Here is a 14,662-nt window from a genome sequence, read left to right on the forward strand (position 1 = left end):
CTATTACGTATCCGTTTTAGGCGTTGCCTTTGATTGGCTCGAGCGGCTGATGGTTGCCGCGGACCGGCTTGCCTGCTTGCGATGGCGCCGCCCACTTCACGCCGTTGCGGATAATCTGCAGCACATGCTCGTGGTAATAAGTCGGGTGCGTCTCATGCCCGGGGCGGAAGTAGAATACTTTGCCTTGGCCGCGGAAGAAGGTGCAGCCGCTGCGGAATACTTCTCCGCCTTCGAACCAGCTGACGAATACAAGCTCATCCGGAGCCGGAATGTCGAAGTGCTCGCCGTACATTTCCTCATGATCAATCGTTACGTATTCCGGAATGCCTGCCGCAATCGGATGGGCCGGATTAACGGTCCAGATCCGTTCTTTCTCGCCCGCTTCGCGCCATTTCAGATCGCAGCCGGTACCCATCAGCTTTTTGAAAATTTTGGAGAAGTGACCGGAGTGCAGCACAATAAGGCCCATGCCGTCCATAACCCGCTGATGAACCCGTTCCACGATAGCGTCGTCTACGCGGTCATGACCCATATGTCCCCACCAGATCAATACGTCGGTATTGTTCAGCTTTTCCTCGGTCAGGCCATGCTCAGGCTCTTCCAGGGTTGCGGTTTGAACCTCGATCTCCTCGGAACGGATCCCTTGGGCAAGCGCGTTATGTATGCCGTCAGGATAAATGCTTCTTACTTCTTCATGCTCTTTCTCATGCAAAAACTCATTCCATACGGTTACCTTTACCATTTCCTGTTCATCTCCCTAGTTGGACATTAGCCAAATAATAAATAACACGATCATTGCTGCTTGTAAAATGATTTTGACAACGACGCTGGTTAACAAGCCAACCAGCGAGCCGATGCCGACCTTAAACGATTTCTCAATATTGGAGCCAACCGCCAGCTCGCCAATCACAGCCCCGGCAAACGGACCAATAATAAGACCAAAGGCGGGAATGACGAAGGGACCAAGTATAAGTCCGATCGTACTGCCTATAATGGACGCCTTGGAGCCCCCGAACCGATGAACGCCCCAAGCGCTGACCGCATGGTCGGCTATGACCAGAACGATCAGAATCAAGGTCTGTACCGTCCAGAATACCCAGCCAAACGGCTCAAACGAGAAGAAGAAGCCGTATACGAAGAAAGCGCCGTATATGGCAAATACTCCCGGCAGAATCGGCCAGATCGCTCCGGCCATCCCGACAACAAATAAGATTACGACCAGCGACCAGCCTAAAATATCCACTTAGGCATCAACCTTTCAATACATATTGTTTGATGATTTCGGCGACGCCGTTCTCGTTGTTGGAGAGCGTCACCACATCGGCCGCATCCTTTACCGCCTGCTGCGCATTGCCCATTGCTACCCCAAGTCCCGCTTCACGGATAGCGGCAATATCGTTCAAGCTGTCTCCCGCAGCGATCACCTGCGACATCTCGATGCCAAGCATCGTGCATAACTCACGGATTGCGCTGGCTTTCGTGATGCCTTTGGCATTCAGCTCCAGGTTCTGCGGGGAAGAATTCGTAATCTCCAGCGCGTCCCATTCCGTTACTTCATCCAGGATGCGGCCCCGAACAGCATCGTCTTCCGTGTAGTAACCGAACTTCAGCCAATGATGGTCTTCGTACGTCGTCGACGGATCAATCCATTTCTCCAGATTGTAAATCCCGTTCGTCGAATAGGCCCAAAACCAGGTTCCCTCATGCTTCAGCGCCAGCTCATGCAGCTGCTTGATGTAGACCGAGCTAAGCAATGTGCGTTTGTGAAGCACATGAGGCTTTTGCCAGATCTCGCTGCCGTTGACCGTAATCATCGGCGTCTCCAGCTTCAGTTGTTCCGCAAAAGGAAGCGCTCCGCGGAAGCCCCTGCCCGTTGAGAAGCTGACGGTAATGCCGGCATCAAGCGCCCGCTGGATCCATTCTGCGTTCTCTTTGCTGATCTCGCTTTGCTCGTTCAGCAAAGTGCCATCCATGTCCAGTGCTACTAATTTGTAATTCCCCATGAGTGAATCCTCCTGCCTAGTTTCTACTATGCAATATTTTAGCACAGATTAGGGAGATTCCAAATGAAGCAGTTTTAAAAACCGCCTAATGTACTAAACGTTGGGACGATCGGGAAGGGTTCAATTCATATTGCAAGCTAGTCCAAACGCAAAAAATGCCCCGCCCCTTGTTATAAGGAGCGGGGCTTTGCAGCTTAAGCCGCAAGCTTACGAAGGCGAAGCTTCTTCGCAACGATGCCGTGAGACGGCGAGAACAGGAAGGCCAACGCGAACAGCACCGCTGCCGCGCATACGATACAGCCTGCGATCGAGGCATCCAGCATAACGGCAGCGCCGTATCCGCCAAAGACGCTCAGAATGCCCACGCCAACGCTGAGCAGAATCATAACGCTCAAACGGTCGGTCAGCAGATAAGCGGTAGCTGCCGGAATGATCAGCATCCCTACGACCAGAATCGCTCCCACGCTTTCGAAGGAGCTTACGGTTGCCATCGATACCAAGCCCATCAGGAGGTAATGGAACAGCGCAACCGGAATACCGCAAGCGGCAGCAAGCGCGGGATCGAAGGAGCAAAGCTTGAACTGCTTATAGAACAAGGAGATCACCGTAACGATAATGATCAGAGTCACGCCTAGCAGCCATACCGCTTTTGGCCCCAGATCAACCCCGTTTACAATCCAGGTGTTCCAATGCACGTAAGCGATCTCGCCGTAAAGAATCGCATCCTGGTCCAAATGCACCTGTCTGGCAAACAAGCTGACCAACAGGACGCCTATCGCGAACAGGGCGGTAAATACGACCCCGATAGAAGCATCCGCCTGCACCCCTTTATTCTGAAACAGCTGAATGAGGAATACCGCGAACAACCCGCAGGCCATGGCAGCTACCATCATAAGAAGAGAATCGCGGGAGCCGCTGAGCAGAAACGCGATGACGATGCCCGGCATGACGGAATGGCTGATGGCGTCGCCGATCATGGCCATTTTGCGCAGAACAAGGAAGGTGCCGAGGATACCGCTGCAAGCCGCAACCAGCACCCCGGTCAACAAGATCCAGAAATCGCTCATAATGCCGCCTCCTTGTTAATCCGCTCATCCACAGAAGCCGTTGCCGCCTGCTCCTCGTAACCGAAGCCAAGCGTCCGCTTCATTCGCTGCTGCACCAGTCTGCGTACGATGATCCCGCGCTTTGTGCCAAACAAAAGGGAGACTCCAAACAGCGCCGTTGCCGCGAGCACGGTAAGCGGTCCTGTCGGCAGGCTGTCTCCGGTCGAGCTGACGATCGCACCCGTTGCGCCGCTAAGCGCTCCGAATATGCCGGATACGACAACCATCACGCCAAGCCGGTCCGTCCAGTACCGCGCGGAAACCGCCGGAGTAATGATCAGGGAAGCAACCAGGATTACCCCAACCGCCTGAATGCCCACAACAACCGCAACAACCATCAGGAGCATCAGCAGCTGCTCGAAAAAAGCAACCGGGTAACCGATCCCCTTGGCAAAGCCCGGGTCAAAGGATACCAGCTTAAACTGTTTAAATAGAAGATAGCAGACGCTCACCAGAATAAGACTGACGATTGACAGGGTAAGAACGTCGGAACCCACCATCGACGCCGCCTGCCCAAACAAAAATTTATCTAGTCCCGCTTGATTGCCGTACCCTCCATGCTGCACAAGGGTGAGCAGCACAATGCCAAGACCAAAAAAGGAGGATAATACGATACCCATTGCCGCATCATGCTTAATGCGCGAATGCCGCGTAATCCAGCCGATGCCAAAGGTTGCCGCCACGCCCGCAAGGCCAGCGCCAATCAGGAAGTACATAATGGACTTCGTACCGGTCAGCATAAAAGCGATGCATATGCCCGGCAATGCCGCGTGAGCAAGCGTATCGCCCATCAGGCTTTGCTTCCGCAAATAAGAGAAACAACCGATAATGCCGCTGCTAAGGCCAAGTAGTGTACAGCTGATCAGGATCCACTGCATGTTTGGATCCTGGAGAAGCGTCCATAACGTATTCATCTCCGCTCACTCACCCTTTCGTGTTGTCCGTCTTCACCAGGCTGTTCCGGTCGAGGAACGCCAATCGGCCGCCGTAAGTATGCTGCAGCAATTCTTGTGTAAATACATCCTTGGTCTTGCCGTAAGCGACCAGCTCCACGTTCAGAAGAAGCACAGAATCGAAATATTCCTCCACGGTTGCAAGATCATGATGAACGACAATTACGGTCTTCCCTTGCTGCTTCAGCTCCTGAAGCAATGTAATAATAGCCTTCTCCGTTGCCGCATCAACCCCTGCGAACGGTTCATCCATGAAGTACAGGCTTGCATCCTGCGCAAGCGCCCGCGCGAGGAATACCCGCTGCTGCTGTCCCCCGGACAGCTGACTGATCTGGCGGGATGCAAAGTCCGCCATGCCTACCTTCGCCAGACATTCCATCGCAATGGCGCGCTCCTTCGCTCCAGGTCGTCCAAACAAGCCCAGATGGCCGTACCGGCCCATCATAACGACATCAAGCGCATTCGTCGGGAAATCCCAGTCCACGGACTCGCGCTGCGGCACGTAGCCGACCAGCCTGCGCTGCTGTTTATAAGGCTTTCCGTATACAAGCACCTCGCCGCTAAGGCGGGGAATAAGACCAAGAACTGCCTTCATCATCGTGGACTTGCCGGCGCCGTTAGGCCCGATAACCCCAATGAGCTCACCCTCCGTCACGGTGAAGGAGACGCCGCGTAATACCGGTTTCTTCTGATAGGCTGCGCTCAGCCCGCTGACCGTTAACGGAGGTGCGGCTGCCTCCCGCTCCATTACAGATGCTGTTGACTGTACCTTTGCTTTTGACATCACCATCACTGCCTTTCCGTAGTTATTTCAATGCCTTAACAACCGTATCCACATTATGCTTAACCATGCCGATATAGGTGCCTTCCTCCGTCCCCGCTTCCCCCATCGCATCGGAGAACAGCTCGCCTCCGATCGCCACCTCATGCCCCATCGAACGTGCGCCTTCAATAACCGACTCGATGGCTTTCTTCGGCACGCTGGACTCGATAAAGACCGCTTTGATCTTGTTCTCGACCAGGAAGTCGCGAAGGGAGCTGACATCCTTGGAACCGTACTCGGACATCGTGTTCATCCCCTGGAGACCCGTTACCTCCAGCCCGTACTCATCGCCGAAATAGCCAAAGGCATCATGCGCGGTAACGAGAATTCTTCTCTCCTTGGGAATGGTCGCAATTTGCTCGCTCGCATACCGGTCGAGCTCTTCCAGTTGTGCAATATATGCGGCTGCGCGCTCCTTGTAGCCCTCGGCATGTTCAGGATCCTTCTCGATCAGGGAGTCGCGGATAACCTCGGTTGCCGAAATCCACATCTTCACGTTGAACCAGATATGCGGGTCATGAGATTGGCTTCCGCCGCCGGGGAATGACCTCAGCTGCGACTCCGGAATACGGGAAGAGATCGCAACGGTTGGTTTGCGCTTCTCCAGCTTCTCGAACATCTCCGCCATTTTTCCTTCCAAATGAAGCCCGTTATAAAAAATAATGTCCGCCTGGTCCAGCTTCTTCACATCGCCATAAGACGCCTTATACAAATGCGGGTCAACGCCCGCCCCCATCAGGCCGGTTACAGCAACATCCTCACCGCCTACTTCCTGGGCCACATCCGCAATCATGCCGGTAGTAGCCGTAACCTTAAGCTTGCCGCTTCCTGCGCCGCCGGCATCCTGCCCGGCTCCGCAGCCCGCCATCAGAAGTGCACTTAACGCCAGAAATAAAATGGTCATTATGAACCGCTTAATTGCGGAGTTTGGCTTTTTGGGTAGCCGCATAACCTTTCCCCCATCCTTATGTGTGCCTATTTTGCCTGGACGAACATTAGTTAGCCTTACGCCTCTTTTTTTATTTTATTCAAAAGTGTTTCTCTGATGCAACATTTTTTACGAAATTTGTTTAAAAAAGTTTCAAAAAAAAAAAAGCCGTTCCCAAAGATTCTCTTTTCGAATCTCCGGAAACGGCTTTTTATGGCCATCCTTCTTACTGATTTGCATTCGTTCCAGCCGTGTTGCCAGCCGTATTATTCGCCTGATCCTTCAGCTTGCCCGGCGTACCGTTCAAGCCAACCTCGTAATCATACGCGTCAAAAATTTTCCGCGCAATCGGAGCCGCGCCCCAGCCGCCAAACTCGCCATCCGGCACAATAACCGCAACGGCCAGCTTCGGATTCTCTCTAGGCGCATAAGCGATAAATACCGCGTTATCCGCACGGCGGCCCGCTACGTCGGATTGGGCTGTACCTGTTTTTCTCTCAAACGTGTACGATACCCCGTCAAAGCCTTGTACGTTAACCCGGGACATGCCGTCCTCGATCTCGTTCCAATAAGCGTCGGGGAAATCAACGGTATTGAGCACTTCAGGCTTGAAGGTCTGAACAACCTTTCCGTCCGCGTCTTTAATCTGGCTCACGAATTGGGGCTTCATCCGCTTGCCGTGATTCGCCAGCATAGACGCGTATTGCGCCAGCTGCAGCGTGGTGTAACGCGCCTGTTGACCAAAGGCAGCCCGCACCAAGGCAGACTGGGCGCTGGCCGTTTCAGTTTCGTGATAGTAGTCAATGGTGCCTTTGGATTCGCCTCGCAGACCGCTTCCGGTCAAGACGCCAAGTCCAAATTGCTTCATGTATTTATCCCACACATCGACGCCTTTTTTGCCGTATTTCTCATACATATTGTTGCCTACCATCTTCGCCATAAACGGGTTGGAGGAATGGGCAATCGCCGATGCCGGGTCCAGCAAGCCGTAAGCATGGTTCGAGGCGTTGCCAATCCGTACTTCGTGGCCCTTGGCACCAAAGAAGAAGGCGCCATTATCGACATACGTGCTTCTTGTCGTGAACAACTTTTCATTTAAGCCGATCAGAATGGACAAAGGCTTCATGGTCGAGCCTGGAGGAACCAGGGACGACGGATGCTGATTCCGCTCTTTGTCGGTTTCGTAGTGGGGGAATACCTCTCTGATCGTACCGTTGTTCAGAACGGATTCGAAGTTTTTGTAGTCTTCGTTGCTGATCTTGCCGCCAAACCAAATGTTCGGGTCGTAATCCGGCATGCTCGCCATTGAGATAACCTTGCCCGTATTTACTTCCATCGCAACGGCAAAGCCGATTTTCGCGTATTCGGCGCGTTCAGACTTGATCGACGACGTGCTGATTTTATGAATCTGATCAACAATAGCCTGTTCCGTCGTTAATTGCACATTCCGGTTAATCGTCAAATACAGATCGTCGCCCTTCTTCGGGTTCGTAATCTGTACGGGCCCGATAATCCGTTCCGCGTTATTAACCGGATACGTCTTCAGGCCGTTCTTGCCCCGCAAAATATCTTGGTACATATATTCCAGACCGTCGTAGCCGACATCTTCATCGTCCAGGTATTGAAGCTGCGGATCGTCTTCATTCCCTTTATCCTTGTAGAAATCAAGCGATTCGCGAACGCCTTTGAACTTCTTCAAATAGCCGACAAGCTGCACCGCTACCGTATCCTCCGTGTAGTTGCGGACGCTTTCTTCCACGATATCGATCCCTTTGAATTCGGCTTTGTGCTCGCTAAAGTAGGCAATTTCTTTATTGGTTAGACCGGTTTTTATGCGCCTTGGAGTAGAAATCGTATTTCTGCGGAAGTCCAGGTCCATTTGCCGAATAATGTCTTCATCCGTCAATTGCTTCTTCGGATCCGGATCACCGAACTCCTTAAATACGGCGGCAAGCTTCGCGGCAATCGCTTCCGCATCCCCATCCTTGAAATCAGGAGAGATCGTGAAATAAAGCGACTGCGTGGAAGTCGAATAAGCTATCGGAGTACCGGACGAGTCATATATATTGCCCCGGATCGGTGCGATCTTGACGCTTCTCGTGCTTTTTTGGCTGCCCTGCGCGCTAAGCTTCGGGCCCTCCACAAACTGCAAAATAGCAAGCTGAATAATAAGAACGCTAAATAGTCCAAATACGACAAAAAAGAAAAAATTCAATCGAAACGAGAAATGACGCCGATTCGTTATTTCCCGTTTCTGCGGATCCTCATGCAAGCCTGTTCACCTCTTGTCTAAATCTAACTTATACGGCCCGGATATGGGTCTTGTCGAAATCATCCGGATTAAACCAATCGCCGGAAGATGCCCATGTTGCATCAAGCGGAATCCAGGTGCCATTCTCTCCGCCAATCTTCACTTCGTTCCACGCATGCGGACCGGAGCCTCCGTTCCCGTCCAGTCCCGTGCCGGTAACAACCTTCACTTCAAGACCGGAAGCGCGTGCCATTACGGCATACAAGCGGGCTACGTCAATACAGACACCTTTGCGGGTATCAAACGTTTCCTGCGGGTTCTGCTCTTTCCAAACTCCGTTGTCTACATAATTGTTGGCCTTATCCCAATCATACGCGATCCGGCTGCCCAGCCAGTCATACAAGGCATGCGCCTTGTCCTCCTCGCTGCTCTTGTCCTTCGTAATCTGAAGGGCCGCCTCCTCGATATCCGCAGGAATATTGTAGTCTATGATCTCGTACTTGCGCTGCAGAACATTCTGGAACTCGGCCTGCACCGCCTCGGCGAGAACGGGTCCGCGTCCGGCCAGCATATCGCCGGCGACCGGCTCAAGCACGGACGATGCCTTCATGTATAAAGGCGACTGCTGAATGAGATTGGACCACAAGCCATTGGGCGCAAGCGATACGTAAATAAACAAGGCCGCTACAAATACAAAGGCCCGTCCCGCACCATGAACCGTCCCGAACACCGCACCTGCGGCACGGCTCGCCGCTCCGCTTCCCGGAAGGCGCTCCCTATTCTCATGTCTGCCGGCTTGCTGCCTGCTCGCAACAAGCGTCTCCAGCAGCGGCGCAAGGAATGATGCGGCTAACCGGAGGAGCAGATAGGAGAGCAGAAACAGAATTCCGTACCTGAGCAGAGCGAAATCCCGCAGACTAGTAATAAACGTGTACCAGGCCTGCGATGTTGCACCAAGCTCCCGCTGCGGAACCTCCACATGCGCGCTGAGCCAGTCTGCTGCTCTAGGCGATAATTCGCCTGCTATTTTCCCCGCCAGCACCAGACAGACGACCATAATAATGCCGTCCCACACAAAAAAGAAAAGGCGCCTCGCAGAACCCGACGCGCCTCTTCTCATTCCTTGCAGCAGCGAACCAAGCAGAAGGAGAAGAACGATTAGCGAGACCGGCTCCCAATCCGTTCCTGCGCGAAACCATTCCATCATGTTCACCCCTCCTTGCCTTTACCTGCTTTGCGTTAATCTTGTCTCTCTATACTTTGCCATTCGCCTTCGCCTGATCAATAAGCGTCTGAATGGTTGAATCTATCTTCATCGTACCCACCGATTTGCCGTGGAATTTCACGCTCACTTCGCCTGAGCCGGGGACGCCTGTCAGTTCCAGGTTCTCGGTCTTCACGGTAAAGCTTCCATCGGAATTGGAGGTAAACGTTGCTTTCTCCACTTCTCCCGCCATCGCCGATACGGCTTCCTGCTTCAGGCTGTCCAAGGCCTGCGTGCCGATCGACTTCACATCATCCAGCGTATAACCGCTATAAGCCACAATGCCCACAACAATGACCAGCACCAGCGCCCATTTCACAAACGTCTTGACGACTCTGATAATAAAGAGCAGCACAACAAGCGCAATAACGAGCACAAGCCAATGATCCTGTAAAAAGGCACTCCATGTGTCCCAATCATAGCCGGAAAAATCAAAGTAGTTTTCCAACAAACAATCCCCCTAAAAAGAATTCTCACACAAGCAGGCGGGATTTTGCTTACTGTGGTAATTCTTGCTTCGTAAGCATTAGCCCTATTATAACTCGTGCATTGTCCCATTATCAAACATTATAACCCACCCATTATATGCCGTAAACGTAAGGCTTCGGATTGCCTGGAGACATATCCTGTCCACCTCTGACGTACAAGTAGATTAAGAGGTTAAGGCAAGGAGGAACGTACCCTTTGAAAACCGCAATCTGGCTCTATCTGTTTCTATTCGTTGCTTTCTTTGATCTGCATGCGCAATACCCGATTCTTACGCCATTCGCGATTTCGCTTGGTGCGGCTCCATCCTTCATCGGTCTAATGATGGGGATGTATTCCATCACGCATTTGCCGGGCAATATTATGGCCGGATACGGGGTTGACCGGTTCGGAAGCAGGCTGTTTATCGTCTTTAGCCTCATGGGGGCCGGGGTTGTGCTCCTGTTCCAGTCCAAGGTAACGGATCCGTGGCAGCTGCTGGTTCTCCGCTCAATAAGCGGCTTTGTGCTGGCCTTTCTGTCTCCCGCTTGTCTTGCCCTGCTCGCCCGCATCTCCAGCGATGTAACCAAACAAGGGAAGTTTATGGCCGGCAACGGGCTTGTCCATACGCTCGCGACAGTCGTCTCCCCCGCAGCCGGTGCCTATATGGTAGCGAAGATCGGCTTCACAACCGCCTTTTATTTGCTCGGCTGGGTGCTTATCATCACGGCTGTCTGCGCACTATTTTTCATCCGGGATATCAAGCCGGCTCCTGCCGAAGAAGCGGATCCTGCGCCTAGCGGAATAAAGCCGGCCATTGTGGAGGCTTCGCCTATCCCGTGGCTGGTCTTCCTGCTGCCGGTTGCCATGAGCTGCGCGCAAGGAATCCTGTCCTTTGAGCTGCCGCTGATGTCAACCTCTGCGGAGGGAATGATGGAGACCGGCCTGCTGTTCTCCGTCGTTAGCCTTGGCGCCCTGATTACCTTAAGCATGCTGTTTCTTAACAAGCTGTCATCCTATTACCGGACATTATGGGGGGCTCTTGGACTTGCCATTGTTTATTTTACGATTGCCGCCCATACACCGCTTCCGTTCGCCATGCTTCTCTTGTTTGTCGGAATGGCTAAGGGGATCGTTCTCCCGGCAATATCCACCCTGCTGATTGAGCTTAGCGGCGGTGCCAGATACGGCCGGACCTTCTCGGTCCTATCGATTGCCTATTCGATCGGCGCCTTCCTGGGTCCCATGCTTGCCGGCCATCTGAGGGACAATCTGTCCCCGTACTATCTGGCCTTCCTTGGCCTGATGATCGGAGTTGCCCTCTTGCCGTTCCACCGGAGGAGAACTACGCTGACACCCATTTTCCCGAAATCTAGGTGAATGCACAAGGCCATTCGCTCACCCGGGCATATAATGCACTATGTCAGGTGGCCATCAAGGACAGTTGCTCCGGAAGGACGATTGCCCGGCCGGCATGACGTTGAAGCTTGCTTGAGAGGGGTGACTTAAATGTCTGAAATTCATGTTTCACCTGTAAGCGATCATCGCGGTGGCGGCTTTAACCATGTGGGGTCCATCCTCGTATTGTTTATCCTGCTCGTTATCATCGTGTGCACACTTTGCGGCGGATTATATTAAGAAACTCTTTTATGAATATGAAAAGGGACGGAGCTTAACGCTCTGTCCCTTTTTTCATTTCCTTTTACCCCGCCTCAGGAATCTTTTTCTTGTTGCCATGAACGAATATAGCTACACTACGTGTAAGAACCTACAGAATAAAAGGCTGGTGACTGCTATGGATATCGCCATTATTGTGGAGGGCAAAAACGACAAAAGCCGTATTCGCCGGGTGCTTGACGATTCCGTTCCGATCTTCTGCACCTTTGGAACGCCAGGTACCGTCCAGCTGGAGAAGCTGCGCAAGCAGGTCGGTCACAAGGACGTCTTTATCTTCACGGACAATGATTCCTCCGGCAAGCGGATCCGCGGCATTCTCCGCGACCTGTTCCCGGATGCCGAGCATATTTATACGCGCCGCGGATACCCTGGCGTGGAGCATACGCCGGAAGAATATCTGATTGAACAATTCGAGAAGGCCGGCCTCGAGCCATATATTCAATATCCCGTTAAATATGAAGAAGGAAAATAACGACGGCTACAGTAATAATGCTGATTAAGGTCGACAGGAATACCGCCTGTGAAGCGAATTCCGGCTCATTGTCGAACTCGACAGCAAGCAGAACGCTGCTGAGCGAGGTTGGAACGGCAGAAGATACGATAAGAGCTGCCGCCATCATATGATCGATTGACATAAAAAATCCAAGTCCCCATACGACCAGCGCGGCTAACGCCGGTCCTCCGACAAGGCGAAGACCGTTTGCAAGCAGCACGTTTTTGAGCAGCACCGGGTTAAGCTCCCATTTCATATTGCCAAGCTGTACACCCAGCGTAACCAGCGCCGTGCCAATAAAAGCATTCGACAAATATGTAATGGGCGTCTCTATGGACTGCGGCAGCTGAACATGGAATCCATGGAGCAGGAATGCGATCGGAATCACATAAATAATCGGTTGAGACAATATGGTGCGGAGTGTCGAGCGGAAGCTCATCTTATGCGCATTGACACTATAGATGCCATACGTGTTCGGCAGCAGCGACTGCGTCACCATGACGATAATCTGAATCGACAAGGTATACGGATTGGCGGAGAAGGCCAGCTGGTTAAGCGGAATCCCGTAGTTGGCGCTGTTATAGAACAGGACGCTGTTGCGCATCGCTCCGCGCATGCCTCCCTCAAGCCCCCGCAGGCGGACCGTTAATTCCACGGCAATCGCCTGCAAGGTCATAAACAGAACAACAAACAGCAGCACCTGCCCAATCAGGCTTGCGGAGATGTCCGTCGTATACAGCAAATTAAAAATGACCGAGGGAGAAAATACATAAAAGTTCAGCTTCGACAAGGTTTTGATATCCAAAGAAAAAAGCCGCTGCATTGTGAAGCCGACAGCTATCATCAATGTGAGCGGCAGTACGTTGCTCCATAATATATGCCAAAATATGTTCATCGCTTATTCCTTCGCGAGCTGCTTCAAATCCGCCACTAAGCTTTCCGGTGTGAGCGATTCGTCGCTGCCGTTAATCCATTTGCGTATTTGGCCCTTCTTATCAACAAGCGTAATGACATTCATATGTATGAATGAATTGGTCGCCTCATCCCTTTTCACGCTGACGCCAAAATCTCTTGCCAGCTTGATCGATGCTTCCTCGTCATCGCCGCGCAAGAAGTCCCAGCCTCCTTCATCCAGCTGCGCAAAATTGCGGGTTGCGAAGTCCCGAATGACATCAGGCGTATCTTTGTTCGGATCGAATGTAATCGAGATCAGCTCTGCTTTCGTGCCGAGAAGCCCTGCTTCGCGGAGCTGATCCTCTGCCTCGGAAATCATAAATGTTGTTGGAGGACATACATCCGGGCAGCTTGCCCAATAGAAGTAGACCAGCCTCGCTTTTCCGTTTGTAGAGTCCAGAGAAACCTCATTGCCGTTAATATCTTTCATGGCGAATGACGGAGCAGCCATTTGGACGGGCATCTTGCTGCCGCCGCTTGACTGCGAGTAGTTCGTAACGAATAAATAAATGCCCATTGCCAAACAGAGCGCCAATACGGCGAATTTAAAGCTGTGTTTTTTGAGAAACGCCATTTAAAGTTCACTCCCCCTAAAAAGAATTACCGCACAATTGGCCAGTCTTGCCCGTTCCGGTGATTCTTGCCTCGAAAGCAATAGCTAAGCGGATTACTTCACGGTATTTGCCATCATCACAATAAATACAACCATTAGATAGTTAACGGAAATAAGGAAGTTCACCTTCGCCCATTTCTCGGTATTTTCTGCTTTAAGTCCCTGCAGCGTATGCACGGCCCAAACAATCCCCGCAATAACGGACAGAATCAGGAATACAATGCCCGTATAATGATAGGTGTACAGCAGCACGCAAGTAGGAATCAGAAGCACAACATAAGGAATCATTTGCAGCTTCGTCCGCTTGATCCCCTTCACAACCGGAAGCAGCGGAAAGCCTGCCGTACGGTATTCCTCTACCCGGCGTATCGCAAGCGACCAGAAATGCGCCGGCTGCCACAGGAACAAGAAGGCAAACAGAAGCCATGCTCCCATATCCACTTCAGTCGTTACCGCGCAGTAACCTAGTACCGGAGGCATTGCCCCGGAAATACCGCCGATTGACGTGCTCCAGGTGGATGTGCGTTTAAGCCAGATCGTATAGACGAAAATATAAACAAACCAGCCCAGAAATCCAAGCCAGCCGGTAACCGGATTAACGAGAGCAAACAAGATCGTAAGACCAACTATACTAAGCACAATGCCGTATCCCAGCACAAAGCCCGGCTTCAGCCTGCCCATCGGCAACGCGCGGTCTTTCGTGCGCTCCATTTTCTGGTCAAGCTCACGGTCCCAGTAGTTGTTAATTACGCAAGCGGCGCCTATCGTAACCGCTGAACCGATAACAACCCATAACAGCTTCAGCCAGTCAAAATCCCATTTGGAAGCGACCCAGAAACCGCCTATTGCGGCAAATACATTAAGACGGAGCAGCCGTGGTTTGGTTAATGCGATTAAATCTTTCAACACGAAGCGAGCCTCCCGAGTTATGCAACAAAGCACGCTTACCGCGCGCCTATACATTTTCATTGATGAATCGTTTTTAATCATACAGAAAAATAGATGCCATGACAATGTCAGGCGCCATTGTTCATCAATTCGCCACTCAAATTGTGACAATAAATATGGAACCCTTTTGACCGCCCATCAATACTATAGGTATGTAGTCAAGTGCCCAACTCTTTGTATGATG

The 14,662-nt window shown here is 52.0% G+C and carries 15 protein-coding genes; 2 read left to right on the forward strand and 13 right to left on the reverse strand.

The window, feature by feature from the left end; genetic code table 11:
- Positions 1-16 precede the first annotated feature (16 nt).
- The 10 genes from M3194_RS18255 to M3194_RS18300 all read right to left on the reverse strand — a co-directional run bounded on the left by M3194_RS18255 (position 17) and on the right by M3194_RS18300 (position 9,776).
- Positions 17-742, reverse strand: a complete 726-nt coding sequence (locus tag M3194_RS18255; protein WP_251655514.1) for a ThuA domain-containing protein — start codon at positions 740-742, stop codon at positions 17-19.
- Positions 743-757: 15 nt separating this feature from the next.
- Positions 758-1,243, reverse strand: coding sequence for a DUF456 domain-containing protein (locus M3194_RS18260; RefSeq protein WP_251655515.1), 486 nt, complete (start codon positions 1,241-1,243; stop codon positions 758-760).
- 7 nt (positions 1,244-1,250) lie between these two features.
- Positions 1,251-2,003, reverse strand: a complete 753-nt coding sequence (locus M3194_RS18265) for a Cof-type HAD-IIB family hydrolase (protein WP_251655516.1) — start codon at positions 2,001-2,003, stop codon at positions 1,251-1,253.
- A 194-nt stretch (positions 2,004-2,197) separates the two neighbouring features.
- Complete coding sequence (locus M3194_RS18270; protein WP_285889359.1) at positions 2,198-3,070, reverse strand: metal ABC transporter permease; 873 nt, start codon at positions 3,068-3,070, stop codon at positions 2,198-2,200.
- Positions 3,067-4,023 carry a metal ABC transporter permease gene (locus tag M3194_RS18275; protein ID WP_251655517.1) on the reverse strand — a complete coding sequence of 319 codons (957 nt, stop codon included), beginning with the start codon at positions 4,021-4,023 and terminating at the stop codon, positions 3,067-3,069. Before M3194_RS18275 ends, M3194_RS18270 begins: the two co-directional genes overlap by 4 nt.
- A 10-nt stretch (positions 4,024-4,033) precedes the next feature.
- Entirely contained in the window at positions 4,034-4,846 is an 813-nt protein-coding gene (locus tag M3194_RS18280) for a metal ABC transporter ATP-binding protein (RefSeq protein ID WP_285889360.1), read from the reverse strand.
- A gap of 22 nt (positions 4,847-4,868) precedes the next feature.
- Positions 4,869-5,834 carry a metal ABC transporter solute-binding protein, Zn/Mn family gene (locus M3194_RS18285; RefSeq protein WP_397334354.1) on the reverse strand — a complete coding sequence of 322 codons (966 nt, stop codon included), beginning with the start codon at positions 5,832-5,834 and terminating at the stop codon, positions 4,869-4,871.
- 205 nt (positions 5,835-6,039) lie between these two features.
- Complete coding sequence (locus M3194_RS18290) at positions 6,040-8,085, reverse strand: peptidoglycan D,D-transpeptidase FtsI family protein (RefSeq protein WP_251655519.1); 2,046 nt, start codon at positions 8,083-8,085, stop codon at positions 6,040-6,042.
- A 28-nt stretch (positions 8,086-8,113) separates the two neighbouring features.
- The gene (locus M3194_RS18295) at positions 8,114-9,271 is read right to left on the reverse strand and encodes a transglutaminase domain-containing protein (protein WP_251655520.1); all 1,158 of its coding nucleotides are present in this window, start codon (positions 9,269-9,271) and stop codon (positions 8,114-8,116) included.
- Positions 9,272-9,317: 46 nt separating this feature from the next.
- Positions 9,318-9,776 carry a hypothetical protein gene (locus M3194_RS18300; protein WP_251655521.1) on the reverse strand — a complete coding sequence of 153 codons (459 nt, stop codon included), beginning with the start codon at positions 9,774-9,776 and terminating at the stop codon, positions 9,318-9,320.
- Positions 9,777-10,012: 236 nt separating this feature from the next.
- Here M3194_RS18300 and M3194_RS18305 point away from each other — a divergent pair, with 236 nt between their 5' ends.
- On the forward strand, positions 10,013-11,173 hold the full coding sequence (locus tag M3194_RS18305) for an MFS transporter (RefSeq protein WP_251655522.1): 1,161 nt from the start codon (positions 10,013-10,015) through the stop codon (positions 11,171-11,173).
- A gap of 415 nt (positions 11,174-11,588) precedes the next feature.
- Entirely contained in the window at positions 11,589-11,942 is a 354-nt protein-coding gene (locus M3194_RS18310) for a toprim domain-containing protein (protein ID WP_251655523.1), read from the forward strand.
- Here the strand turns inward: M3194_RS18310 and M3194_RS18315 are convergent.
- The 3 genes from M3194_RS18315 to cyoE all read right to left on the reverse strand — a co-directional run bounded on the left by M3194_RS18315 (position 11,920) and on the right by cyoE (position 14,493).
- Complete coding sequence (locus M3194_RS18315) at positions 11,920-12,858, reverse strand: AEC family transporter (protein WP_251655524.1); 939 nt, start codon at positions 12,856-12,858, stop codon at positions 11,920-11,922. The genes M3194_RS18310 and M3194_RS18315 overlap by 23 nt on opposite strands.
- A gap of 3 nt (positions 12,859-12,861) precedes the next feature.
- The gene (locus tag M3194_RS18320; protein ID WP_251655525.1) at positions 12,862-13,491 is read right to left on the reverse strand and encodes an SCO family protein; all 630 of its coding nucleotides are present in this window, start codon (positions 13,489-13,491) and stop codon (positions 12,862-12,864) included.
- 93 nt (positions 13,492-13,584) lie between these two features.
- Positions 13,585-14,493: a heme o synthase gene (gene cyoE, locus M3194_RS18325; RefSeq protein ID WP_285889380.1), complete on the reverse strand. Its 909-nt coding sequence runs from the start codon at positions 14,491-14,493 to the stop codon at positions 13,585-13,587.
- Positions 14,494-14,662 lie beyond the last annotated feature (169 nt).

The organism is Paenibacillus glycanilyticus, from assembly GCF_023715145.1.
GTDB lineage: Bacteria > Bacillota > Bacilli > Paenibacillales > Paenibacillaceae > Pristimantibacillus > Pristimantibacillus glycanilyticus_A.

What these genes read in the sequence shown, in the direction of transcription:
- M3194_RS18320 (WP_251655525.1), bottom strand. Translation starts at nt 13,491, where the DNA reads ATGGCGTTTCTCAAAAAACACAGCTTTAAATTCGCCGTATTGGCGCTC.
- cyoE (WP_285889380.1), bottom strand. Translation starts at nt 14,493, where the DNA reads ATGTATAGGCGCGCGGTAAGCGTGCTTTGTTGCATAACTCGGGAGGCT.
- M3194_RS18285 (WP_397334354.1), bottom strand. Translation starts at nt 5,834, where the DNA reads ATGCGGCTACCCAAAAAGCCAAACTCCGCAATTAAGCGGTTCATAATG.
- M3194_RS18280 (WP_285889360.1), bottom strand. Translation starts at nt 4,846, where the DNA reads ATGTCAAAAGCAAAGGTACAGTCAACAGCATCTGTAATGGAGCGGGAG.
- M3194_RS18315 (WP_251655524.1), bottom strand. Translation starts at nt 12,858, where the DNA reads ATGAACATATTTTGGCATATATTATGGAGCAACGTACTGCCGCTCACA.
- M3194_RS18310 (WP_251655523.1), top strand. Translation starts at nt 11,589, where the DNA reads ATGGATATCGCCATTATTGTGGAGGGCAAAAACGACAAAAGCCGTATT.
- M3194_RS18265 (WP_251655516.1), bottom strand. Translation starts at nt 2,003, where the DNA reads ATGGGGAATTACAAATTAGTAGCACTGGACATGGATGGCACTTTGCTG.
- M3194_RS18255 (WP_251655514.1), bottom strand. Translation starts at nt 742, where the DNA reads ATGGTAAAGGTAACCGTATGGAATGAGTTTTTGCATGAGAAAGAGCAT.
- M3194_RS18275 (WP_251655517.1), bottom strand. Translation starts at nt 4,023, where the DNA reads ATGAATACGTTATGGACGCTTCTCCAGGATCCAAACATGCAGTGGATC.
- M3194_RS18270 (WP_285889359.1), bottom strand. Translation starts at nt 3,070, where the DNA reads ATGAGCGATTTCTGGATCTTGTTGACCGGGGTGCTGGTTGCGGCTTGC.
- M3194_RS18295 (WP_251655520.1), bottom strand. Translation starts at nt 9,271, where the DNA reads ATGATGGAATGGTTTCGCGCAGGAACGGATTGGGAGCCGGTCTCGCTA.